Source organism: Sphingomonas sp. J344, from assembly GCF_024700005.1.
In the GTDB taxonomy this organism is placed as follows: domain Bacteria; phylum Pseudomonadota; class Alphaproteobacteria; order Sphingomonadales; family Sphingomonadaceae; genus Sphingomonas.
Map to the genome: position 1 here is coordinate 203,034 of NZ_JAJONB010000001.1, position 24,060 is coordinate 227,093.

A 24,060-nucleotide genomic window follows, 5' to 3' on the forward strand; every position below is an offset into this window, starting at 1 on the left:
TGCCTGATCTCCGACTGCGCGTTTTGACCGGAAGGCTTCGGCCAGCCGAACGCGTTGCACATCCAAGATACTTCACTCGAAGTTCGCAGTACGGTCATATAACATAAGAGTATTTGCAATGAATCAAAAGCAGAAGCACCATGGATTGATTTTGGCAGTTACTATAATAGTATTAATTGCTGTTTATGGACTTGTGGGCTAGCTTCGCTCGCATCCACCTCTTGAGTGGAAGCTATCCTCAACAGGACCGCGTGAGGATGTCCGTTACACATGGCGCAGTCGGGTTGGGATCCAAGAAACCGTCGAGGCGGACTCAGCGTGCCACGTGTGCCTCTGTGAAGTCGCTCCTGGTTTCCGCAGCTACGAAAACGGACATTGCCGGAACCAATTGCTTCGCGGTCGCTGAAGGCGGTTCTAACGTCGATCCTGGCGCGACGCTCAACGACAGCTCACCCCTGCCCCCATCGCGTCGCCGTGGAGGCAAATCGTGAACGGTCCTGACGGTCCTCCGTGTTCCGCGCGCAGATCTGCGCGCGGAACATCGGACCACGCATAGCGAAGGTATCGCGGTGCAGCAGGTCCGGGAATCGTCAGTTCAATCCTGCGCCGGCCGGTAAGGCGTCCAGGGACGGCAACACACTGGTCGGTGCAGAGCTCGAAGCCGCGCACGGCCCGATGGTCCGACGCGGTCAGGCGGTCACCGATACCATAGTCCAGGATCAGGGTGCGTCCGGCCTTGGCGATGCGCGGCACCTCCGCGCCGGACTGCGTGTATCCGCGCCCATAGGCCACGGACAGCGCACGTTCCGCGGCGCGCTCCGCCACGACAGCCTTCTTCGCAGGATGCAGGTCGGTCGCACTATCCTGATCGATCTGGACCACCAGCCCGGCGGCGGGGTCGTCGGCGACGAAGCGCCGTTGCGCCTCCCGGATTTGCGCCCAATGGCCGGGCGGCGTGCGCGGCGACGGGTCGAACGGCGGGAGCTGCACGACGATCATCGGGAGCGATTGATCGAACGCCTTGCGCCAGCTCGCGGCGAGTGCGGTCAGGCGCTGCGCATAGCCTTCCGGCCGGTGCGTGTCGCTCTCCCCCTGATACCAGAGGACACCTTTGAGCCCGAATGGTGCGAGGGGGAACACAACGCGCAGCGCGGCTACGACTATGGTCGCAATGGCGCCGCGACAAAGTTGTCCTACAATCCACTCCGCCATCCGTCGTCAGCGATGGGCGACGGGATTGATCGGAAGGACTCAATTTTCGCGGAGCGGCCGCGATACCATCGGACGACGTGGAACAGGCGGTGTTCGCAGGCCGTAGAACCATAAATGCGAATGACACCGGTATCAGATCGGATCATATACTTTAGGGGAGTGAAGGCATGAAGAAATTGGCTCTCGCGATCAGGCTCGCGGCGCTCGGTTCAACGGCGCTGGTACCTTCCGCCTACGCACAGCAGACCAACGTAATGCCACCAGACGAAGCGGTCGAAGAAGAGGTGGTGGTCACCGGCATTCGCGCATCGCTCGAGGATGCGCTCGACATCCGGCGCAAGGCCGACGTCATTCTCGACGGCATTTCGTCCGATGATATCGGCAGCACTCCCGATCTCAATCTGGGTGAGGCATTGCAGCGCATCCCCGGCGTCCAGATCAACCGCTCGGCCGACCGTCGCGATGCATCGATTAGCGTGCGCGGACTTCCCAGCCAGTACACCAAGACGACGGTGATGGGGCAGAGTGTCGCGACACCAACCTTCGGCACCCGCGGCAACGGGAATCCGTTCGGCATCTTCGATGCGGCGATCTTCAGCGGCGCGGACGTCATCAAGTCGTTCACAGCCGAGATCCCCGCGGGTGGCCTGGCTTCAAACGTCGACCTGCGCCTGCGTTCGGCCCTGTCGCGCAAGGAGGGCTTCGTGGCCCGCGCCGAGCTGCAATATGAGGAGACGACCGAAGACGCCAATCCCGGCTATTTCCTCTCGGCGGTTAAGCGCATTACGCCGAATTTCGGGGTCTATGCCACCGGGTCCTACGCCAAGCAGAGCTTTCGCCGCGACACGATCCGGGTGAACTCCTATACCTCGTTCACTCAAGCCCGCCTCAACCAGCTCGCAGCAAGCAATCCGGCCTTTGCGATCCCCGCGACCGACGCCAGCGGTGTGCCGAACGATGTCGTGTTCCCGTCTGAAGTGCGCCAGATTTCGCAGACCAATCAGGGCTATCGCCTGTCGGGCGGCGCGGGGATGGAGTGGGAGATTTCCGATACACTGAAGGCGCGCGTCGACGGCATCTTCACCCGCCGCGACCTGTCCGACGCCAATCTCGACCTGCTGATCGCCTTCCCGCAGGATGCCACCGGCATCGTCACGCCGCTGTCCGCCCCGGTATCGCTCGGCACGTTCGATCGCGGCTCTAACGGGTCGGTCGAGAATGTCTATGTCGTCAACAAAATCGCGGCGAGCGACTTTGCGATCCCGATCGGCAACCGCAACTTCCCGTCGATCGACCAGAGCTGGGCGATCTATCCGCAGGTCAATTTCCGCAACGACGATTGGGCGGTCGATTTCGTCGGCACTTGGTCAAAGGCGGTCGGCGACCGGCGCGAGTTCCTGTACGAACAGCGCATCCAGCCCAATACCGGCCGCGCCGATGCCAATGGCGACGGGATCGACGACGCGGGCAACGGCGCCTATGCGATCATCAACACCGGTCTTGGCAATTATAACGACTTTCTGTTCGATCTGACCGTGCCGGGCGCGCTGCTCGACGTCGGCAATGGTACCTACACAGTCAGCGCGGGCAACGCGATCCAGGCGCGCAACTCGATCCGCCCGCAGAACGTCGTATTCACCGCCAGCGGCAATGGCGTGCGCGTGAAGCGCGACATGCTTGCCGCCGACTTCAAGGTGGAGCGCTTCGTCGATTTCGGCCCGTTCACCAGCGTCAAGGTCGGCGCCTATTATCAGCGCGAGACGGCGGATCAGACCTTCCAGGAAAACGCCAATATCGGCACGCAGCTCAACAACCTGACCAACAACATCTTCAAATTGAACGACGCGGTGACCTCTGGCGGCACCTTCTTCGGCGGCGGCGCACCGGGGGCCGAGTTCGGCAATTTCTATTCGCTCAATATTCCCAATGTCGAAGCGGCGATCTACCCGGTCATCGGCACCATTCCGCCCGGCGTCAGCTTCGCACCCACCGCCGCCCAGCTGGCCGCATTCTTCCCCGAGCTGACCCCGGCGGCGCGCAGCCGGATCACCTATGCCAACATCCTAGCACTGGCGCCGCGCAACTCGCTGACCGGGTTTATCCAGCGCTTCCCGCTGAACCGCGTGGAGGGGCAGAACTTCAACTCCGAACGCGATAATCTCGAGCTGTTCGCGATGACCAAGTTCGATCTGGAGCAGTGGAAGGGGATCCCGCTACGCGGCAATATCGGTATGCGCTATGTCCGGTCGAACCTGTCGGGCGTTACCCGCGACCAGGCGCTCGAATTCTACACCGCACTCGGTTTCACCCAGGCCGATTTCCGGCCGGGTTACTTCCTCCCTCCCGAACCTGCGACGGGCAAGTACAGTGCGTGGCTGCCGTCGGCGAACCTCGTCTATGAAATCACGCCGAAACTGGTGGCGCGCGCGGCCTATTACGAAACCTTCGAAGCGTTCGATCTGGTCGAATTCAGCCCCGCCCCGACCCGCATCCTCGAGGATGTCGATCCGGAAGCGGGCGATACGGTCAGTGCGGTGCGGATCGACGTCAACCGCTTCGGCCTGCAACCGCGCAGCTCGCGCGCGTTCGATCTCGGCGTCTCATGGTACAACCGCCCCGGCAGCGTGATCGCGCTCGGCTATTTCAACAAGCGCGTGGCCAACGACATCGTTACGCTCAACAATTTCTGCCCCGCCGGACAGAGCTTCACGATCGAGGGGCAGACCTTTGGCCCGCTGTTTATCGACGGGTCGGGCCGGTGCCGGATCAATCAGGGCAACCCGATCGAGACCGCGAACCAGCGTATCACGATCAACCAGATCGTGAACAACCCCGACGCGATCACGGTCAATGGCCTTGAGTTCCAGATCCAGCAGCGCTTCGACTTCCTGCCCGGGTTCCTGCGCAACACCGGCGGCGTGTTCAACTATACCCGTGTCCGCTCGGGCGGGGCCAACGGCACCAAGCTCTACAATGTCGCCAACGACACCTATAACATCATCGGCTATTATGAGAACCGCATCGTCCAGCTGCGCATGGCGTACAACCATGCGTCGGAGATTGAGCTGGCGGGCGGATCGACCTTCACCGGCAGCGCCAGCCGCGTGCGGCCGCGCGGACAGCTCGATTTCTCGGGCGCGCTCAAGCCGGCCAAGTGGCTAGAGCTGCGGCTGGAAGTGTACAACATCACCAATTCGCGCCGCGAGGAATATGAGGGCGATCCGCGCCTCAACCGCGTCGCCGATTTCGATGGGCGAACGGGATCGCTGAGTTTGACGGTGAAGTTCTGATGGACGCCCGCTATGTCGCGTTCGCGCTCGTGCTGACGGCGACACCCGCCGTCGCTGGGCCGCTCAGCGTCGCGCCGCATCTGGCGAGCCATATGGTGCTTCAGCACGGCAAGCCCGCATCGTTTCGCGGCGGCGGGGCAAAGCCGGGGGAAGAGGTCACGGTCACTTTTGGCGGGACAATGGGGCGGGGACAGGCGAACGCAGAAGGCGAGTGGCAGGTTAGCCTTCCTCCGCTCGCGCGCGGCGAGAGCGGCGCAGTTTTGGTCCGCGCCGCGAGTGGGAGCACGCTGCAGCTGGACGATGTGGTGACCGGCGACGTCTGGCTGTGTTCGGGCCAATCGAACATGGACCTGCCCGTGTCGGGCAGCGCTAACCCGGAACGGACCGCCCGGGAGAGTGCGGGTCTGCCGATCCGTCTGCTCAAGCTGAAGCGCACCGCAAGCGCCGTCTCGGCGCGCGACATCGTTCCCGAGACCGCCTGGTCACGCGCGGCACCGGACAATCTCGGCGGCTTTTCCGCCGCCTGCTGGCATATGGCGCGGGAAACTCTCAAGCATGATCCAAAGATGCCGCTCGGCCTGATCCATGCCGCCTGGGGCGGGTCGACGATCGAAGACTGGATGTCGCCAGCGGCGCTGAGGGCGTCTGGTATCTCGACTGAGCACCTGGGATTGCTCGAGCGCTATGCCGGTGACCCGACCGCTGCACTGGCCGCAGTGGTGAATGCCACCGATGCCTGGGCCGAACGGGTCGATCCGGGATCGGCGGGAGCGGCATGGGCTGCACCCCGGTTCGATGACCGCAGCTGGGACAGTATCGTCGTGCCCGGCTATTGGGAGCGATCGGGCATCGAGGGCCTGGGCGGCTATGACGGGATCATGTGGTTCCGGACGCACATCGCACTGACCGAAGCCGAGCTTGGCGATGCAAGGGACATCACCCTCCAGCTCGGGCGGATCGACGAGCGCGACCGGGTGTGGATCAACGGCGTACCGGTCGGTGCGCAACTCGTTGCTGGCGAACTGCGCCGCTATCGCATTCCTGCTGGGCTGCTTCGCGCCGGAGGCAACAGCATCGCGGTACGGGTGATCGACGAGATGGGCGGCGGCGGCTTTGGTGGCCCGGCCAGCCAACTCGTCCTGGCGCTGCCGGGCGGCATTCGAAAGCCCTTGGCAGGCGATTGGCGCTATCGCCGCGGCACCGCCGAGCCCGACTGGCGCGAACCGCCGCCAGCTGTCCCGTGGAGCATGCCGCGCGGTCTGGCGATGGCGTGGAACGGGATGATCGCCCCGCTCGGCGGCACCGCGCTGCGCGGCATCGCCTGGTATCAGGGCGAATCGAACACGAGTCGGGCAGCGGATTATGCGCAATCACTGCGCGCATGGCGCGCGACGTGGCGCACGCATTTCGGCGATCCGTCGCTGCCCGTCGTGATCGTTCAGCTTCCCGGCTTTGGCCCGCGCAGCATTAGACCGGTCGACGCCCCCTGGGCACGACTGCGTGAGGCGCAGCGGCTGGTGGCGAACGACGATACCAATAGCGGCCTTGCGGTAACCATCGACCTTGGCATTCCGGACGATATTCATCCCGCACACAAAAATGTGGTCGGTGAGCGCATGGCTCAGGAGGCGCTGCGCGTCGCCTATCGCCGCGTGGTCCCCTCCGCCCCGCAGCCGGTCCGGGCCAACCGCACCGCCAACGGGATCGCGATCACTCTGCGCTCAGCAGAAGGGCTCGCCGTGACCGGGGCAGTCGATCCAACCGGCTTCGAACTGTGCGACGCAAGCGGCAGCTGTCGCTTCGCCCGTGCCACCGTCGATGGCGACGCGATTACAGTGCTCGACGACGGTGGGCCCGCGCATGAGGTTCGCTATGCCTGGCAGGGCAGCCCGCCTGTCAATCTCTATGCGCGGTCCGGACTGCCGCTTACGCCGTTCCGCATCGCGATCAGGGATCGTTGACCTGTCGGCTCGCGCTGCGGAGACGACTCTGTGCCGACGATCCGTTCGCGGGGGTTAGAGCTGTGGAATCTGGCCGACACCGCAGCCTTGCGGCGGCTTCAAGCCGCAGGCAAGCGGATGACCTCGACGACATGAGTTTCGAACCGGGCGGCGGCGCGTGATCCGCGACCGCCACTATCCGCGCCCTTCGGCGAAGCAGACCTCGAAAGCGGGGTCATCTCATCCGATCGGACCCGCCGGGTTCTGGTCGAACTCGAATGCCGGTTCCGGGCGGCGGCGGCCACCCTGGCTGCCAAAGGTACGGGTGATGCCGACGAACAGGATCGGGCCGACCCCGGTCTGTCGGATGCGATCGCGCAACATCGGCGTGTCGATCACGGTTTCCTGCCGCGCCGTGTCGAGGATGTTCTGGCCCGTGAAGGTCACACTCAGCTTGTCGTCGATCTTGCGGCGATAGCCGATGTTGAACATTCCGCCCATCACGCGATAGCCCTGCGCGATCAGCTGGCGGCCCGAGTAATTCCCGCTCAGCTGGACGAAATCCTTGTCGTTCGGCTGCCATGACAGGCTCGCGCGCGCCGTCGCGGTCGTGCCCGAACGTCGGCTTCCGACGCCGACCTGGCGCGGGTCGATCGCGTTCCACAGGAAGGTGCCGGACGCATTGACGCTGAGCTTCTTGGTCAGATTGGTATTTACGACCGCCTCGACCCCGACCCGATCAGACGTGGCCAGATTGGCACGCGTGTTGAGGAACACGCCGCTGCCGAGATCCTGCACGATATCGGTCACGCCGCCGCGCGATGTTCGGTAAAATCCGGTCAGCGCAGTAAAGGTCGACCCCTTGCGCCGCTGCCACGATGCTTCGAAGGAATCGGTGATCTCGGGCAACAGGTCGGGGTTGCCACGACGCAGGTTCAGCGGATCGAGGTAGATGGTGTAGGGATTATAGTCCTGGGCCGACGGTCGCTGGATGCGTCGGCTGTAGCTTGCGCGCAGTTTTTCGGCAGCGTTCAACTCATAGCCGAGATGGAGCGTCGGGTAGAGCTTGAAATAATCGCGCGCGACCCGGATGGCATCGGTGCGCTGGTCGATATCGAGCTCGACCTGTTCTGCGCGCAGTCCGACCTGCACCTCGAACTTGCCCGAATTGACCTGATACGTGCCGAAAAAGGCGTGCACATTCTGTCCGAAGCCGAACAGATTGGTCAGCGCCGGCACCGGCGTCAGCGCCTCTGCACTCGGCCCCCGCGCTCCGCGAAAGTCATTGTCGGAATCGCTGAAATTGCCCTGATAGCCGAGGTTGAGTGTGGCGTTTTCGCCGACCGGACGCTTATAGTCGATCTTGGCCTCGCGATCCGTGCGGTCCACCTCATTGCTGATCTGCTCGAACACCGTAGATGCGGCGGCATAGTCGGTGACCCCGTCAATGCGGCGACGCTGGCGCGATTGCTCGATTTCGAAATCGATGGCCAGTTCATGCCCGGCGCCGGCGAGCGTCCGACGCCAGCCGGCGCGACCGCTGAGGCTGTCCATCTTCATCGACATGTCGGCAACGCGATCGAAATCTGCAGACGCCAATTGGCTGACCGACGCATCGACCCGGTGAACATCCTGCTGACCGCCGCGATAGGCCAGTTCCGCGGTCAGCTTGTTGTTCGCATCGACGCTATAGTCGGCAGCGAGCCGTGTCGCACGCATCGACATTGTCATCTTCGACTCCGATTCCTGACGCGTCGTCACCGCCGCTCCGCTCGCGCCGATGCGCACGCGGTCCAGCTCGCCATCGGCCTCGCCGCGAAAGCGGCGATAGGCCGCATCACCGGATAGCGTCAGCTTCTTGCCCGACACCGCGCCATTCACGCTCAGACTACCGCGTCCCATCGTACCCAGATTGCCGCGCACGGTGGCAAAACGCGCATTGGGCCGAGTGCGCCGGGTCACCAGATTGATGACACCGCCCGATCCCTCAGGGCTCATCGCGGCGGAGGGATTGGTGATGACTTCGACCCGCTCGATCTGCCCGGCCGGCATCGAGTTCAATGCGTCGCCGCGAGATTCCCCGCGCAGCAATGCTGCGGGGCGCCCGTCGATCAGGATGGTCACCCCGGAATCGCCGCGCAGGCTGACCCTGCCTTCCAGATCGACCTCGACACCCGGCACCGCGCGCAGGGCGTCGGCCAGCGTGCCGCTTTGTACCTGCAGATCCTTTGAGACGTCATAGCTGGTGCGGTCGGCCTCAGTGCGCGTGGCCTCCTGCCGACCGGTGATGACGACCTCGCGGCCACGCTCGCCATCGGCTTCCCGCGCCGGCACCGGGCGCTGGGAGGGCTGAGGCGCTGGAGGCGTTGCAGTCTGAGCGGCGATCGCAAGCGATGAGGCGCAGGCGAGAAGATGCAGCGCGGCCATGTAGTTACCTTTTCTGAATGATGTAAGTTCGATGTGTCACACAGCGCGATGAGCGGCATGAGCGCCCGGTGAGCAATTGATGAAATCGCTTGCCCCGGGGCGGGCATGGCACTCCGCGTTGCGCATACTGTATTATGCGCCTTAGAACGGTGAGTCGCTGGATGTCAAGCTGCGCGACGTCTGCCCATCAACAGGAACGTGCCCAGTACTGGCAGACCGAACAGGAGCGTCGCGGCCACCCAGCATGCGGTCGGCACCGGCCGCAACCGCCGCCGCCGCGCGAGCAGTACGGTCCCGACCGCAGCGATCAGGGACAGAAATACGCTGGCCAGCCGGATGCTGCCGGGCACCGCGATCGGCTCGCTGCGCAGATATGGCGCGGCATTGCCGCCCATGCGCGTAACGGCTTCGGCAATCAGGTGTGTCGCGGGCGAGAGCCAATAGATGCGATAGCGGACAGCGTCCGAAAATTCGGGCGCGAAGCTGCGTCGCGCGACGGTCGATACCGCCCCGTCCGGCGCGACCGCGACGACATGCTGCCACGCGCGTGCCGGCCCCTCGATTGCGTTGCGGCCGAAGAAGAAGGAGATCAGCATCCGATCCGGAAGCGGCGCAAGGTCGATCCGCCGGATGTCGCCGATCGCGCCGGCTACCGGTACGCGCCGCGATTTCCCGTCGCTCTGCGCGACAAGATAGAGCGCCCGATCGCCGAGGATGGCGATGACGGTGCCGACCTGAACCGGTCGGGCAACGATCACCTCGCCAGCGGGCAGGGTGAACTGGCTGTCGATCGCACCCCGCGCCGGATCGAACCGGTAGAGCGTGCCGCCCGCGATCATCCGGTCGTCGCCGGTCGGAAGCGGTGGTGCGTCGAACGCGCGTTCGGGCTTCAGCACGCCTGCAGGTCGCCGGTCCTTGAGCCGCAGCCCGACAAACGCATTGGCGTCGTGGCTGAACGTCCATTCGACACCGCGGCGCTGATCGACAAGGCGCGCCGGCATCGCGCTGATCAGTTCGCCGCTGATCGGAAGCGAGTCGACGACATTGGGCAGCCTGATCGGCTTTGCCTTGCGCACCGCCGCGCCCAGCGCCGGCGCCTCGGGGAGCGCAGTGGCAATCAGCTCGCCGCTGTCGGCGCGCGATGTTTCGACGAGTCCGCCAGGTGTCGGCACGTTGATCAGCGGATTGCGGCCAGCAGCCACCAGCGTCATCTGATAGGCGAACGCCCCGCCGACCAGAAGCACGAAGTACAGCCCGAATGCGGTCACTGCCGCGGTGATTGCGAGCAGCGCAGGGTTCGACGGGGGATCGGTTCGTTCGGGCTTGAACGCTCCCGCCAGCGCCAGGCCGAGGATCGCGACGATCATCGCGAACAGGAGCAACGCACGCGCGCCCGCTGCATTTTCGCCCGCGATCAGGATCAACACGGTGACGATCGCAGTCCAACCATAGCGGCGCGGGGCCACGGCGACGTAGTTGCCTAGAATGAATCCGACTAGCCCGACGCATGCGCCGGCGAGCGGAAGGATCCAGTGGCGGATATCGACGACATTGCCGGGCTGGGCCGTCAACCAGGCGGTGAAGACGAGCGTGGGGATCAGGATCGCCGCAATCACGATGGTCGCGCCGGCACTGCTGATCGCCAGCATGATCCGCCAGGGTGCCAGCGGGCGGTGCAGAAGCGCGATCCAATGGTTGATCCGCGCATAGCTGGCCGCCTGATACACGCCCAGAATCGCCCCCGCCAAACCATAGACGCAGCCGACGATGATATAGATCTCGCCAAAGTTGCGGAGGCCCGGGAGGAAGCGGTCGAGCATCAGCAGGGCGAGCAGATGAAGCGCGACGACGCCCAGTCCCCAGCGCGCAAATCGCCGACATTCGGCGGTGTAGAGTTGGATCATGTCGGGTCTTTCAGCACGCCGTTCCGGCGTGATTGCGGGTCAGGAAGGCATCGACCGCGCGGTCGAGCGGCACCGGCATCGCTTCCATCGACCGGGCACCGTGCGCGCGCAGGAAATCAGCGAAGGCAGGACCCTGGTCGATCACCACATAATGGTGGATGCCGTCGATCCGACGATATTGGAGCAGACCCGGCACGGTGTCGTGCGCGGGACCGGCAAAGGGGATATCGGCTATCCATAGCGAAATCCGATCGCAAAAGGCGTCGGGCGCGGAAAAGCTCGCCACCCGACCGCGTTCGAGAATCAGCAGGCTGTCAGCCAGTCGCTCGACCTCTTCAATCTGGTGCGAGCAATAGATGATCGTGCGGTTGTCGCTGTCCATCGTCGCGATCAGCGCGTCGAGGACACGCCGACGCGCGACGACATCCAGCCCCAGGGTCGGTTCGTCGAGGATCAGCAGGTCGGGCGACTGCGCCAGTGCCAGCGCAAGATTGAACCCGGCGCGCTCGCCGCGCGACAATTGGCCGACCCGCTGGCGCCCGGTCAGGTCGAAGCTGGTGATGAGCGTGTCGAACGCGGCCTGATTCCAGCGATCGGCGTAGAGGCTGCGCTGTACGGCGACCACGCGGTCCACCCGCGCCCAGCCGGGCAACGTATGCTCCTCGTTCACGAAGCCGATACGCTTTCGATCCGCAACGCTCAGCGCGTCAGCGCGCTGGCCGAGCACGCGGCATTCGCCCGCATCGGCAGTCTGGAAGCCGAGAAGAAGGCGAAACAGGGTAGACTTTCCCGCACCATTGGCACCGATGATCGCGTGAATGCCGCCGCGCGGCAGTGCCAGATCGAGTGCATCGAGCGCACATTTGCGCCCGTGCCACCGCGTCAGCCCCCGCGCTTCCACCGCAAGGTGCAGACTCATGCGGACTGCCGGATCGAAAGAGATCCCAGCGCATGGGTGACGCGTGTGATCGCTTCGTCGGGGCTGCAACGAATCGCCACCACATCGTTGACAAAACGCTCGACCGCGGCGTCGAGGCGTCGATCGCGCTCTTCCTCGCTCAACTGATCGCGCTGTGCCGCAACATACAGGCCGAGACCGGCCCGCGCGACAAGCCATCCCCCCGCGACCAGCTCTCCATACGCTTTGGAAACGGTGTTGGGGTTTACCGAAAGCTGCTGCGCCAGGCCGCGCACGCTGGGCAACTGCCCTCCGACCGCCAAATCTCCGGCGGAAATCTTGCGACGGATCGCGTCGACAATCTGCCCTGCGATCGATCGACTGTCGCCGGGCGAAATGGTGATGGCAAGTGGAACGACACGGGGCATTCGACTGTCCTTACTGTTCTATGTGCTATAGAACAGTTGCGTCGCCCAGTGTCAACGGTGATGCGCCTTCCGGCAATGATCCCGGCTGCCGACGGTCGGAGCATCCGTCGGCTCGGCAGTTTCATGCCGCCAATATTGGCGCAGGCGAAAAGGAGTCGTTCCGCGTGTCCGACGAGCTACGCCATTGCGATGCGGTTGCGGGATCAACACGGACAGGGTGCCAAGGCACCGTTCGATCAGGTGGAGCCGATTTTGAGATTGCCGTGGATTGAGAACGATGACCGCCTTGCGAAAGCTTTGCCAACTGGCAGCCGATACTTGAAAACCGGCGGCGCTTCATCCTCTCCCCATATCATAAAGGACACTGGCCCAGAGTGGCGGAACTTCTGGAGGACACGACAAAGCCCTTCCCTGTCGCTTCACCGTTTGCCTGCGCCGCGCATCTCGACCCTCTCCCATCAGACCGTGGCTGCATCATACGAGACGATAATGACGGACGGCCTGACTGGTGAAGAGATGCCGAGTCTCTTTCGGTACCAGAAAGTCCCGTGTTGCCCGCCACCGATGGATAAGCGAGCTGTCATCGGCCTCGGGAGACCCAAAATCGGCGTGAACCTTGGCCGCGTCGAGCTCACCAAGTTTTGCCCAGTGCATTGAATAATCGATGCGCGCTGCGCTCAGCGCCTGACGTACGGCGAGGGCTGCGTCGGCCGTCGCATTGCTCAGAGCCCTGATCGCATTGATCAGCTCGGGCGCCTCGCCCTGTTGCTGGGCAATCGCCGCCGCCCAAAGGGAGTAAAGCGGTGAGGCCCCATCGACTTCGATTACGCTATTCTCGCGAAACCGGGTGAATGCAAGCGTCCCGGCAGGCTCGCTGACAAAGCGCAGGGTGAGCAGAAACGTCGCCGGCAGGGCCTGAACCGCTTTTGCAATCGCCTCCAGGGCTTCGCCGGTACGCTCGCGCGATATCGCATATGAGGCGTTGTAGAGCGCACCGGGCTTTCCGCTGGTAATGATGCCGTCATGAAGCGATCGCCAGGTTCCGCTGGGCGTGTTCAAGTCCGCAGGGTCGAAATCGCCGATGTCGTCCTGAAAGCCGCGGTCAATCCGATACGCTTCAAATGCACTCTTGCTGCCCCGCATCATGAAGCGCAACGCCGCCTCGGTTTGCGACTTGTCGGGAGCGACAGCCGCTCCGATGGCGATTGACCGTTTTTCAGCTTCGGCGACCGTCGGACCGAGCGAATTTTTTGCGGGCGACAGAGTGCGGGCCGCAGCCCCTGCAAGAAAGTGCGCGACGCCGCCGCCCGCTCCCGTGTCGCCGAGCGCGCTCTCGCGTGCGGACACGAAATAGCACGTGTGTAACGCCGGCGACCGAAAGACTGCGTGAGGGTCGAGGGTGAGCTCGTAGAAAATCGGATCAGCGCTCACACCCATGTTCCGCGCCAATTTGTTGAAGTCGCCCGACTCGATCGATCTCATCCAGGCATCATCAATCGCCTTGGACATGCGCAGCACGGCAAATTGCTGGCTGGGCTCGAGCTCCAGCGCGAGCCCGATGAGAACGCCCATCGCTCCAAGATGGATCAACGCATCCTCGAAACGCATGTCGTCGCGGATCACGACTATCTCGGCACCCGCTTCGCTGAGGCAGATCAGGCCTTCGGTAGAGAGCAAAGGCGCGGAAGCGCGCTCGATCCAGTAATGTTTTCCCGGCGCCACCGCGAAATGCATCCCGCGTACCATGTTCTGGATCCCGCCATAGTGAAGTCGCGAGCCGTGGCTTGCCGTTCCGATACTCCCCGCAAGAGTCGAGTGCAGGAAGCTGCCGCTCGTCTTGATCGTAAGCCCCCTCGCCTCACTGAAGGCGGTAAGCTGATCCAATGTTGTACCACCGCCCGCAAAGATGATGCGACCAGCCGGAATATCCGAACCAATTACGTCCGATGGGTCAGCAATCGCAACTGAGTGCAGAGTGGAACAATCAAAAGCTCTCACCGGGTTGCCGATCAACGGCGCGAAGCTCCATGCTGCACCGAACAATCCGGCATCAACCTGCGGTCCGTCGGGTTTTTCGAGCAGATATTCAAGATGCGCAAAGAAACGCTTCGCGTCCCGGGCAAACCGACGAAGTCCATTTCCCAGATCATACCCGACGTCGAGCGAAGCCTGCTCTGCAACAAGATAATATGGCGCTCCATGGCTGTTGAGACGGTCACCGATCGTCAGGTGCAGGTTCTGCCATTCGACGTCATGCTGATATCGGATCACTGCACACTCCTGTGTTCGGCACCGATGCCGATGAGATACCATGGGCTGCGTATCGCAAGGCTCGGTTTGCAATCGCAAGCGTCGCAATAGTGTGAATTCTTCTGCCGACGACTATAGTCCGCCATGTGATTTCGTGATTGGGGCGACATTATCCATGGAATCTCGCTTTGCGCTGCGCTTGCTCGGACCGTTCGGCCTGTTTCGCCCCGATGGGTCGCGGATCGAGATCACCAGCCGCAAGTCGGTGGCAATCCTGGCGATGCTGGCGACGGCACCCAATGGACTGCGCAGCAGGAGCTGGATCCGCAGCATGCTCTGGGGGAACGCGGCGAGAGCCAGGCGTCGGCGAGCCTGCGCAAGGAGCTGTCGAACCTCGTGACCGCACTAGAACATCAGGGAGCGGGCCATCTGCTCGAGCGTGAAATGCAACGGGTTCGCCTCCGCCTCTCCCATATCGATGTCGATATATTTGGCGATGATCTCGGACGGTCACATCCAGCGCAGGTCCCCGGCGATTTTCTTGAAGGCATCGACATTCCCGGTGCCGAAGCCTTCGACGACTGGCTGCGCGACGAACGATTGAGGATCGAGGAGATCGGTGCCGCGCTCGGCGGGCTTCATGATGCCGTTCCTCCCGCCCCCGCCCTCGCCGAGGGTGAAACCCTCGAGCGCAACTGGGACACTGGCAAGGCAACGCGCGAGCTCCCTCCCAAGCCCTCACTCGCAGTGCTCCCGTTCGACCTGATCGCGGCACATGCCGGTGACCAATGGCTTTGCGATGCCGTCGCAAGCGAACTCGCGATGCTGTTGTGTCAGTATCCGCAGATTTTTGTCATCTCGTCGGCATCAGCTCGTCGCGCGGCCGAGCGTCACGATTCTCGCGAAGCCATCGCGAGATTGCTCGGCGTGCGCTATCTGGTCGAAGGGGCGGTGACGCCGATAGAGGGCTCAGGACTGCTCGGCGTGTCGGTCGCGCTGATCGATGGCAGTACCGGGGAGCAGATCTGGGGGCGCTCCTTTCAGACCCCGCTCGATCGACTTCATTTCACCCAGGAAGAGATTGCACGTCAGATCGCGCCAATGATCTGGAGCCGGGTCGATTCCTTTGAACGCAATCGGATCCTTCGTCGAGTCGGTCCGCCGATCGATCAATATGAGCTCTATTGGAAGGCAAGCAGCCTGTTTCGCACTTGGGAGCGTGACGCGATCGCGCACGCCAATGAGCTGCTACAGACTCTCCTTGCGCGCACCGCATCCTGCCCCTGGGCCAACGCACTCGCCGCGTTTTGCTACGGCGTAACCCATTTTCTTGGCCTGGAAGAAGATACCGACACCGCGCTTCGCCGATCGATCCGCTACCGGCAGATCGCTCTGGCGAACGGCGAGGACAATGTCGAAGTACTGGGATACTGTGCCGGCTCGATTATTCTTAGCGGCGGGGACATCAATCTTGCCGACCGACTGATCAATAGGGCGCTCACGATAATGCCCTCATTCTATCCATCGCTGTTTTGGGGGGATGGGTCGATCTCTTTCGCGGCAATATCGAGCGCGCGGACGCGCGCTTCGCGCTCGCGCTGCGCCTCAACCCGGCAACCGGGGTGCAAGGCGAGACGCTGTGCGGAATGGGCTATTGCGCGATCTTTCGCGGCGATGCCACGGCCGCGCTGGCTCACTTCAATCAGGCGGTGATCGACGCGCCCAATTTTCCGGCAATTCGGGCCGGACTCGTACTTGCACGCGCCCTCGCCGCGGCTGGTGGCGCTCACGTCGATCTCGATCGGTCAGGTCACATCGAGCCTTCCGACCTGCGAATCCTGAACCTGGTCCGCGCGCCCGAATTGCGCGCTGATCTGCAACGGCTGATAGAACCACTGCGTGCTGGCGACCGCGGTTCGACGCAAGCGTAACGATTTCACGCTTTCGCGACGCCGACTTCCCCATTCATCGACGCTGCCTTGGTCTTTGACGACATCGAGATCGCAGGGGAGTTGAAACGATGCGCAAGTCTGACACTCATCGATCCAGTGGGCTGGATCAGCTGCGCAGACGGTCCGGTCTGTGGCTGCAGATCGGTGCTCTGGCACTGACGGCAACGCCTGCGCTAGCGGCAAAGCCGCGCAAACCGGGCGACGGATCCGTCAATTCGATTTCCTATTTTCTCCCAAAGGTCGAACTCGAGCTTGTCGGCGAGTTCCGCGTCAAGCGCTGCGCGCCCGATGTCGAGGTGACGCCGACATACACGCTGGTGCAGTCCTATCTGCCGGATACCGGGGCATTGGTCGACCTCGACACCTCGGTCGGCTTCCTCGCCAAACGCTCGGTCAAGATCGAGCTCTATCCCGATGGCACGCTCAAGAGCTTCAATGGATCATGGGAGGGCCAGGGCAGCAAGCTCATAACTGCGGTCGCCAAGCTCGCTCTTGCGGTAGTAACCGGGCCATTCAAGCCGATGGAACAGCGAACCGCGCAGTGCAATGCCTCCACAGTCAAGACTCTCGATGACCTGGCGAAGAAGCAGGCGCAGATCGTCGCCGTCGAAGCGCGACTTGCAAAGGGGCAGAGCCAGAGCTCAGATCTCGCGACGCGGGATTTTCTGCTTCAGCAAAAGGCGCAGCTCATCAGGGCACTGACGATTACCAAGCGATGGGCGATCGAGGTCGACGCAAAGGCGTCTGAGCCGCAGGCTTTGTCGGCAGCGAATGGCAATCCGACCGTCGCAACGGAGCCGCAATCAATCTCGCGAACTCTCGAGAAGGTCGACTACAGCGCACTTCTGATCGCCGATACCGGACTGCCCGGACGCAACGGGACTCAGGTTACACTCGCTGCGTCGCCGGGTTTCAAGATCGCTGACCTGGCAAGCCGACAGCTTTCCTCGCCGATGACCGTGAGCGCGGATTTGCTCTATCGCCGCCCGGTGCCTGGAACCCTCTCGATCGACCCGCTCGTTCCCGGCGGCAAGGCGCCCACCGACACCTTCGCGATCCTGGTTCCGCAATGGTCGGCGATCCACAAGCTGCGCCTTGGCAAGGGGGGCATGTTCGGGTCGCGCAGCGCGACCGCCAAGTTCGAAGCCAACGGCATGCCGAGCGAGCTCTCCTATGGGAGCACCGGAGCGAGCGAAGGTATCGCGGGCCTGATCGATACTGCGCGCGAAGGCTATGGCAGCTTGCGCGATGCCGAGCTCGGCCAGCTCAAGCGGGAAATCGAACTCGCCAAGGCGCGCAAGGAACTTGAGGACCTGCGCGCGGCAAGCGATGAGTAGGAGATCGAAATGCATTATGAATATCGCGTCGGAGAAGAGACCGTCCGCCTCGAAGTCGACCCCTCGGTGGTTGCCGTCCGGTTCGATCAGACAAGCAGAAGCAACATCGACAAGGCGATAAAGTCGGCAGACGTTGGAACCCCCAATGCGGGCTTCGACATGGTCGGGGATCAATTCGTTCTTTTGCCCGCACTCGGCACGCAGACCTTTGCTGCGACCCGGGTCGAGGACATGGTGGCGGCCAAGCTGGAAAGCCTGCGTGCGCAGGATGTGGTGATCGATGCCCGCCCTGTGTTCAAGCTCGCCGAGGCGCGGGCGATTGCGACCGATCAGCTGATTATTGGGGTCGAGCCGGGCGAGGATGTGCGGGAACTGCTCGAACGTCAGTCGCTTGTCGAGGTGAGCCGGGAGGAAGAGCGGCTGGTTGCACGTCTGCCCGAGGGCGCCGACCCGTTCGCATTTCTCGAGCGTGTCGAGGCAGAAGATCAGGTGCTCTATGTCGAACCAAAATTTCTGCTGATCGGCGAGGCTCGTCCAAGCCGCGCAGTCGATTTGCTCGAAGTGAACGCAGCAACCTCGGCCAACCGATACGCGATGGAAATCACTCGCGCGCGTGCGGCCTGGGCGATTCAGGCCGGCAACCCGGCGATTCGGATCGCGATCCTCGATGAAGGTGTCGACAGCGCGCATCCTGACCTAGCTCCGGCCGTCGTCGGAACCTTCGATGCCACCGACGGCAATGCCTATCAGGAACCCAACGTCTGGGACGGTCACGGGACGGCGTGTGCCGGTCTGGCGGTCGCCAGTCCGTCAGCAGCGAGCGGCGATGCAGGTATGAGTGGAAGCGGTCGCGGGTGCAGCCTGCTTGCCGTTAGAATTGCCTTCTCCAGGCGAAAGGGCGCGCCATGGGAGACATCACAGGATATCATCGCAACGGCGATCGACTGGTCCTGGCGAAACGGCGCGTCGGTGATCAGCAACAGTTGGGGCCAGGGGCTCCCCTCGAATGCGGTCATTCATGCCGTCGAGCGCGCGCGCGTCCAGGGGCGCGGCGGGCGTGGTGCCGTCTTCGTCGCCGCTGCAGGAAACAATGAAGGGGCGGTCAGCTTTCCCGCCAACGGCCAGCATGTTCTCACTGTCGCCGCGAGCAACCAGTTCGACCAGTGCAAGACCCGTGGCAGCGCCGACGGCGAGACCTACTGGGGATCCTGCTTTGGTCCCCAGGTCGACATTGCCGCGCCTGGCGTACTGAACTACACGACCGATAATCGCGGCGCGGGAGGCTATTCGCCATCCGACTATGCGCCAGCCTTCAATGGAACCTCTGCCGCGACCCCGATTGTCGCCGGTGCCTGCGGCCTGCTCCTGTCGAAACGGCCCGAACTGACCGAGGCACAGGTGCGGGAGGCGATCTGCAGGAGCGCGACAAAGGTCGGGCAATTTCCCTACCATAATGGCCGCAACGACCGGATGGGATTCGGGCGACTGGATGTCGTCGCGGCGCTCGCGCTGGTCTGAGAAAACGAAAGGGGTTGCGATGCGCATTTTTCGTCATTTTCTGCTTGCGGCAGCGACCTTGTCACTGCCCGCATGCGCAACGCGCGGGGTCGTCAACATCTCCTGCGAGCCGTTCAAGGCAAACCAGGCCGCTGCGCTCAGCGAGCTCGACATGGGACGGCTTGTCCGCGAGATCCAGCAGGAAGCGGCCCCCCGTCGCCGGCAGCTCAAGAGGACGATCCACTCGTCAAACGCATTGAGGGCGCGATCCTCCAGGCGCTGGCCGCTGAGCGGCTCGACAGCTTCGGGACGAAGCGATTGGAACCCGCCAATGCCCTGCTGCTTTCTGGCGGTGGCCAATGGGGGGTCCTTTGGCGCTGGCTTCTTGCACGAGCTCAGCATTCGTCCCGACGCCCGCCTCCCCGATTTCGGCATCATTACAGGTGTGAGCACCGGCGGCCTCCAGTCCCTTTTTGTCGCGCTTGCCGACGTTAAGGTGTCGTCTGAGCAGGCGAAACGCTTCAAAGCCTTTCTCGCTTTGCCAGAAAACGCGCATATTCGGCGGCCGGTCGGGGATCCGACCTATATCGACCTTCTCCAGATGAACTACAGCCCTCTGGACGAGCGCGAAATCGTTTCACGCAATGCCAAATGGCAAGCGCTCTACAAGGGCTCCTTTGCCGGCCTGAAACCGCTGCGCGCACGGATCGAACGCGCGCTGTGCACCGATGGCGATCCGGCCAAGGGGTGCCCGATGATCGAGCATCTCGCCACGTCCGGCAAGCTGGTGTTGATCGGGTTCATCCGCGTCAATGACGGTCGCTTTGTCTATGCCGACGCGGTCAAACTCGCGAAGCTCGTCGACGACCCGGCGCTCGATCCCGACCGCACGAAGCGGCTTGCGACGATCCAGCAATGCCTGACCGGCGCCGCGCTCGCATCTGCGGCCATGCCCGTGACGTTTCAACAAGTTCAGATCAACACGAAAACCTATCTCGACGGCGGCGTGCGGCGATCGGTGTTCGACGCCAGGGTCGTCGACGCACTCGAACGTGCGGCGAAGTCGGCAAGCGCACAGATCGCCGCAAAACCCGATCCAGACACGCTCACCGGTCTGTATGTCATCCGCAACGGACCGACCTCGCTCAAGGCACTCGACCCCAAAGAGGGCAGCGCCGAGTCCGGCAAGCCCCGATACAAGGTCGATGATGTGATGATTGTCACCGATGTTATCGAACGGGCGCAGGCGATCGTCGTCAACGAGCTCGAAGTGGGTTCGATTGCCGGGCTGCGTCTCGAGCGACCCTATGCAGATATCTGGCTCGCCACTGCGGACGGGTATGACCGCGCATTCCCCTCCCCGATCGGCGGCGCTGAGGAAATCTGCCGAAAGGAAGATCCAAAGGCCATGTTCGAGCCGGGCTTCATGCGATGTCTCCAACGCTTCGGACGCTATAAGGGCGGCCGCAATTTCGAGACGGACCCCAATGCGCCGAAGAATCCCTGGCTGAAGCTCAGTCCGATCGCGTCGCCGTTCAAGGGCACTGCGGGAGGAACCAAATGACCCCTCATCCATCGATTGATCGCCGCTCGCTGCTGGTCGGCGCAACCGCGATGCTGGGAGGCTGCGTCACGTGCAGGATCCCGCGTGCCGACGCGGCGGCGGCAACGGTCGGCGACGCCCATGCGCATTTCTTCAACCTGTCCGACCTTCCGGTACATGGCTTCATGCGACATGTGCTCGCCCCGACCTATGCCCCCAATGCACCGGAGATCATCCTCGCGCTGGCCGACCTTGCCGCCTGGGTCGCAAAGACGCTCACAGTGTCGGCCCGAGCGGAGATCCGCCGGCTTGGTCGAAGCGTGCGTCTTGGTGAAGCAAAGGTCGAGGCGGATGCATTTGCGCGCGCCGTCGCCGATCGACAGATGGCAGTCATCAACGCGGCAGCCCCCGGGGCGCTGGCCGCAGCTGATCCGCGTGTCGACCTCGCCGCCAGCTATCTTGCGCTTTCGCGAATGGTCGGAGCAAACGGCCCTGCTCCCGAGCCGAACGGAGGCAAGCCCGGTTCCGGTCAGCGCGCGACGATCGACTCATCGGTTTACCGCCAGATCGCCGAACAGGCTGACTCAGGCCGTGGTGCCGCCAGCGCTGACCCTGGCAACGCAGGAGCACGGGATGCCCGGGCAATCATCGGCTGGATCTATCTCATGTGCCAGCCGCGCTGCCTGCACGTGATTCGATATCGCGACACGATCAAGGCGTCGAACGCGAGGGTCGATCATGCGATCAATCTTCTGGTCGACTTCGACCGGTGGCTTGGCGACCGCCCCGACCAAGCGTCGAAGCAATCAGATCAGGTTGCGTTCTGGACGCGATATGCCAGCATCGCAAAGCGGGAAGGCAGTCCCATTACGCTGCACACCTTTGCCGGCTACGACCCGCTGCGCCACGCCGGCGAACGCCTGTCGGGAACCAGACCGTACTTGGAGACGATGCTGGACTGGATCCGGGCCGAGCAGGCAGCCAATCAGGCCGCCTCGCATCGCATCCGGGGCTTCAAACTCTATCCACCCATGGGCTTTCGTGCGTCATCGAATGGCGACCTTGATGTCTCGCACGGCGAACGCGGCGCGCGCGAGGTTCGCACCTGGTGGACCAAGCAAGGCTGGGATATCGCGCGTGTCGGTCGCGAGGTCGACATTTCGCTGGACCAGTTCTTCAGGGCAAGCGCGGAGCTCGATGTCCCGCTCCTGGCGCATGCGGCAAACAGCATGGCATCGATGGAAGGTGCCGGCGTCAGGGCCAGCCCAAGATTTTGGATCGAACGCGCGAAACAGGTTCAAGGCTGGGGCGGCAACCCCTTGCGCGTTTGCCTTGGTCACTTCCGACGGTCAGTCGAAAACAGGGCGCTTCTTGTCGAGATCCTGCGACTGAACAAGCCAGCTTCAGATGGCCGACCTGGTGCACAGATCTATGTCGACATGAGTTACGACGACGACATCCTTTCAGGCAGCGCGAACGACGTACTCGATTTCTTCGCGTCCGCCTGCCGCGAGGCGAACAGCCAAGGGGAATACGTCCTTTTCGGATCTGACTGGATCATGGTGGGCCAGGATGCACGGGCACACGCCTATCTCAGCAACCTGCGTGACGCGGTAGCCAATCACTGCTTCTGGGGGTCAAAGAGCGCGCTGCTTTTTCGGGAGAACATGCTGAAGTTCCTGAAGTTGAGCTGATCTCGAGCAAAATCGCACTCGTCCGAGGTCGACAACGCCCCGAAGCGCTCAATCCCCGCGGCAATCTCGACGAGGTCCCCTTCCGAAATGACTTCGCTCGACGAATGGCGCGCCTCGACATAACCGCGCTTGACCGGTTCAAATCGGCGCCTGTCGCCCTGTCGGGTCGGCAGGGAGCACTATGCTGGCTGCCCAATTGGCATCGCAGCACCCGCCAAGGTCTACTGAGATTTACTTCGGTACCCCGCCAGACCATTCTGCGCGCGGGGGATGAAGATGACCATGGACAGGCGCCCGTTCGGCATGTGGACAGCGACCGCGATGGTGGTCGGCGGGATGATAGGTGCCGGCATCTTCCAGTTGCCCGCGTACATCGCACCCTATGGTTGGATCGCGGTGATCGCATGGATCATCAGCATCGCCGGCGTAATGGCGATCGGCTATGTGATGGCCATGCTCAGTCGGCAGACGCCCGAGCAGACGAGCGCGGTTGCCGTCACCGGCGCGGTGCTGGGGCCGACCACGGGCGCGCTGGTCGGATGGAGCTACTGGATTTCCAACTGGACGGCGGTAGCGGCGATCGCCGGGTCGGCAGTCGGCTATCTCGGCGCGCTGGAGCCCTGGTTCGTGGCGAGTCCCGTCAACAGCGCAATCGCGACGGCGGGGCTGATCTGGCTGTTCACCCTGACCAACATGGCCGGTGCGCGGCTGGCGGGGCAGATTCAGGTGGCGACGACCGTGCTGAAGCTTCTGCCGCTGATCTTCGTGATCGGCATCGTCCTGTGGCTCGCCGGATCGGAGCGAGCGAGCGCACCGGTCTGGCCGGGCACCGGGCCGGGCTATGGTGGGCTGACGGCTGCGGTCACGCTGACATTATTTCCGTTGGTCGGCTTCGAAGCGGCGGGGCTGGTCGCCGAACGCGTGCGCGATCCCGGTCGCAACATCCTGCGCGCGACGATGATCGGCACAGCGCTGGTCGGTCTGCTCTATGTCGTGGTGGGCACGGGCATCGCTTTCAACCTGCCCGCAGACAAGGTCGCCGGGTCGACCGCGCCGTTCACGCTGTTCGTCGAAACTTACCTGGGGAGCGGCGCGGGCAAGTTCGTCGCGGTCTTCGCCGCGATTTCTGCGATAGGCGCGCTCAATTGCTGGGTGCTGGTGCAGGGTGAGCTGCCGCTCGGCATGACGCGCGCGGGGCTGCTGCCCGCATGGTTCGGCCGGGTGAACGCAAAGGATGCGCCGGTGGTCGGGTTGCTGTTGGCCAGCATCCTCGCCACCCTGCTCGTCGCGTCCACTGCCGACCGGAGCCTCAGCAAGGCGATGGAGTTCGCGATCCTGCTGACAACGTCCTCGGCGCTGTGGTTCTATCTCGCAATCTGCGTCGCCGGGCTAGTGCGCCGCGTCGCCCTCATCCCGGCCGCGCTCGCCCTGCCCTTCTGCCTGTGGGCACTATGGGGCGCAGGGACCGAGGCTAGCGCGTGGAGCCTTGCGTTAATGCTGACGGCGTTGCCGCTATACCGGTGGGCGCGGCGGGAGACTTGACGCTGAGATGGCACGGTGGCTTTGGCCACCCCGCAATCCACATCGTCCGCGCCACCAGCCGTCAATATTACCACGTCATCTAATGTGGCGATCTTCCCCGCCCGCCGATGATGAGTGCGTCGTATTTCTGCGTCATGCTTCCCCGC

At 63.3% G+C, this 24,060-nt stretch carries 17 protein-coding genes; 10 read left to right on the forward strand and 7 right to left on the reverse strand.

All coding sequences use genetic code 11. From position 1 onward, the window contains the following. Nucleotides 1-438: 438 nt before the first annotated feature. Nucleotides 439-1,140 carry a sialate O-acetylesterase gene (locus LRS12_RS01020; protein ID WP_257842889.1) on the reverse strand — a complete coding sequence of 234 codons (702 nt, stop codon included), beginning with the start codon at nt 1,138-1,140 and terminating at the stop codon, nt 439-441. A gap of 239 nt (nt 1,141-1,379) precedes the next feature. Here LRS12_RS01020 and LRS12_RS01025 point away from each other — a divergent pair, with 239 nt between their 5' ends. Both LRS12_RS01025 and LRS12_RS01030 read left to right on the forward strand, forming a co-directional pair. Further along, nucleotides 1,380-4,502 (forward strand): TonB-dependent receptor, encoded by a 3,123-nt coding sequence (locus tag LRS12_RS01025; protein WP_257842890.1) that lies wholly within the window; start codon nt 1,380-1,382, stop codon nt 4,500-4,502. Next, on the forward strand, nt 4,502-6,463 hold the full coding sequence (locus LRS12_RS01030; RefSeq protein WP_257842891.1) for a sialate O-acetylesterase: 1,962 nt from the start codon (nt 4,502-4,504) through the stop codon (nt 6,461-6,463). The genes LRS12_RS01025 and LRS12_RS01030 overlap by 1 nt, the downstream gene beginning before the upstream one ends. Nucleotides 6,464-6,682: 219 nt before the next feature. Here LRS12_RS01030 and LRS12_RS01035 read toward each other — a convergent pair whose 3' ends face one another. From LRS12_RS01035 to LRS12_RS01055, 5 genes are all read right to left on the reverse strand, one after another. After that, the gene (locus tag LRS12_RS01035; RefSeq protein ID WP_257842892.1) at nt 6,683-8,869 is read right to left on the reverse strand and encodes a TonB-dependent receptor domain-containing protein; all 2,187 of its coding nucleotides are present in this window, start codon (nt 8,867-8,869) and stop codon (nt 6,683-6,685) included. 164 nt (nt 8,870-9,033) lie between these two features. Continuing rightward, the gene (locus LRS12_RS01040; protein ID WP_257842893.1) at nt 9,034-10,773 is read right to left on the reverse strand and encodes a hypothetical protein; all 1,740 of its coding nucleotides are present in this window, start codon (nt 10,771-10,773) and stop codon (nt 9,034-9,036) included. A 10-nt stretch (nt 10,774-10,783) separates the two neighbouring features. Continuing rightward, the gene (locus LRS12_RS01045; RefSeq protein ID WP_257842894.1) at nt 10,784-11,692 is read right to left on the reverse strand and encodes an ABC transporter ATP-binding protein; all 909 of its coding nucleotides are present in this window, start codon (nt 11,690-11,692) and stop codon (nt 10,784-10,786) included. Further along, nucleotides 11,689-12,099 carry a GntR family transcriptional regulator gene (locus LRS12_RS01050; RefSeq protein WP_257842895.1) on the reverse strand — a complete coding sequence of 137 codons (411 nt, stop codon included), beginning with the start codon at nt 12,097-12,099 and terminating at the stop codon, nt 11,689-11,691. The genes LRS12_RS01045 and LRS12_RS01050 overlap by 4 nt, the downstream gene beginning before the upstream one ends. A gap of 474 nt (nt 12,100-12,573) precedes the next feature. Further along, a complete protein-coding gene (locus tag LRS12_RS01055) occupies nt 12,574-14,370 on the reverse strand; it encodes an FAD-binding protein (RefSeq protein WP_257842896.1) in 1,797 nt (598 codons plus the stop codon). Between the two features lie 154 nt (nt 14,371-14,524). On the opposite strand from LRS12_RS01055, the gene LRS12_RS01060 reads away from it, so the two are divergent. From LRS12_RS01060 to LRS12_RS01080, 5 genes are all read left to right on the forward strand, one after another. Next, a complete protein-coding gene (locus LRS12_RS01060) occupies nt 14,525-14,749 on the forward strand; it encodes a hypothetical protein (protein ID WP_257842898.1) in 225 nt (74 codons plus the stop codon). Next, the gene (locus tag LRS12_RS01065; RefSeq protein ID WP_257842899.1) at nt 14,746-16,062 is read left to right on the forward strand and encodes a hypothetical protein; all 1,317 of its coding nucleotides are present in this window, start codon (nt 14,746-14,748) and stop codon (nt 16,060-16,062) included. The genes LRS12_RS01060 and LRS12_RS01065 overlap by 4 nt, the downstream gene beginning before the upstream one ends. Then, nucleotides 16,059-16,280: a hypothetical protein gene (locus LRS12_RS01070; protein WP_257842900.1), complete on the forward strand. Its 222-nt coding sequence runs from the start codon at nt 16,059-16,061 to the stop codon at nt 16,278-16,280. The genes LRS12_RS01065 and LRS12_RS01070 overlap by 4 nt, the downstream gene beginning before the upstream one ends. Before the next feature lie 89 nt (nt 16,281-16,369). After that, the gene (locus LRS12_RS01075; protein ID WP_257842901.1) at nt 16,370-17,638 is read left to right on the forward strand and encodes a hypothetical protein; all 1,269 of its coding nucleotides are present in this window, start codon (nt 16,370-16,372) and stop codon (nt 17,636-17,638) included. 9 nt (nt 17,639-17,647) lie between these two features. Continuing rightward, nucleotides 17,648-19,156, forward strand: coding sequence for a S8 family serine peptidase (locus LRS12_RS01080; RefSeq protein ID WP_257842902.1), 1,509 nt, complete (start codon nt 17,648-17,650; stop codon nt 19,154-19,156). Between the two features lie 33 nt (nt 19,157-19,189). Here the strand turns inward: LRS12_RS01080 and LRS12_RS01085 are convergent, their stop codons facing one another. Next, entirely contained in the window at nt 19,190-19,495 is a 306-nt protein-coding gene (locus LRS12_RS01085) for a hypothetical protein (RefSeq protein WP_257845537.1), read from the reverse strand. Here LRS12_RS01085 and LRS12_RS01090 point away from each other — a divergent pair. The 3 genes from LRS12_RS01090 (at nt 19,467) to LRS12_RS01100 (ending at nt 23,914) form a co-directional block, all read left to right on the forward strand. Then, nucleotides 19,467-20,699, forward strand: a complete 1,233-nt coding sequence (locus tag LRS12_RS01090) for a patatin-like phospholipase family protein (RefSeq protein ID WP_257845400.1) — start codon at nt 19,467-19,469, stop codon at nt 20,697-20,699. The two genes, LRS12_RS01085 and LRS12_RS01090, sit on opposite strands and share 29 nt — an antisense overlap. Continuing rightward, entirely contained in the window at nt 20,696-22,372 is a 1,677-nt protein-coding gene (locus LRS12_RS01095) for a hypothetical protein (protein WP_257842903.1), read from the forward strand. Before LRS12_RS01090 ends, LRS12_RS01095 begins: the two co-directional genes overlap by 4 nt. 276 nt (nt 22,373-22,648) lie before the next feature. Beyond that, on the forward strand, nt 22,649-23,914 hold the full coding sequence (locus LRS12_RS01100; protein ID WP_257842904.1) for an amino acid permease: 1,266 nt from the start codon (nt 22,649-22,651) through the stop codon (nt 23,912-23,914). Nucleotides 23,915-24,060 lie beyond the last annotated feature (146 nt).

Coding starts and splice junctions, on each gene's coding strand:
- LRS12_RS01025 (WP_257842890.1), top strand. CDS start 1,380: ATGAAGAAATTGGCTCTCGCGATCAGGCTCGCGGCGCTCGGTTCAACG.
- LRS12_RS01030 (WP_257842891.1), top strand. CDS start 4,502: ATGGACGCCCGCTATGTCGCGTTCGCGCTCGTGCTGACGGCGACACCC.
- LRS12_RS01035 (WP_257842892.1), bottom strand. CDS start 8,869: ATGGCCGCGCTGCATCTTCTCGCCTGCGCCTCATCGCTTGCGATCGCC.
- LRS12_RS01040 (WP_257842893.1), bottom strand. CDS start 10,773: ATGATCCAACTCTACACCGCCGAATGTCGGCGATTTGCGCGCTGGGGA.
- LRS12_RS01045 (WP_257842894.1), bottom strand. CDS start 11,692: ATGAGTCTGCACCTTGCGGTGGAAGCGCGGGGGCTGACGCGGTGGCAC.
- LRS12_RS01050 (WP_257842895.1), bottom strand. CDS start 12,099: ATGCCCCGTGTCGTTCCACTTGCCATCACCATTTCGCCCGGCGACAGT.
- LRS12_RS01060 (WP_257842898.1), top strand. CDS start 14,525: ATGGAATCTCGCTTTGCGCTGCGCTTGCTCGGACCGTTCGGCCTGTTT.
- LRS12_RS01075 (WP_257842901.1), top strand. CDS start 16,370: ATGCGCAAGTCTGACACTCATCGATCCAGTGGGCTGGATCAGCTGCGC.
- LRS12_RS01080 (WP_257842902.1), top strand. CDS start 17,648: ATGCATTATGAATATCGCGTCGGAGAAGAGACCGTCCGCCTCGAAGTC.
- LRS12_RS01090 (WP_257845400.1), top strand. CDS start 19,467: ATGCCCTGCTGCTTTCTGGCGGTGGCCAATGGGGGGTCCTTTGGCGCT.
- LRS12_RS01095 (WP_257842903.1), top strand. CDS start 20,696: ATGACCCCTCATCCATCGATTGATCGCCGCTCGCTGCTGGTCGGCGCA.
- LRS12_RS01100 (WP_257842904.1), top strand. CDS start 22,649: ATGACCATGGACAGGCGCCCGTTCGGCATGTGGACAGCGACCGCGATG.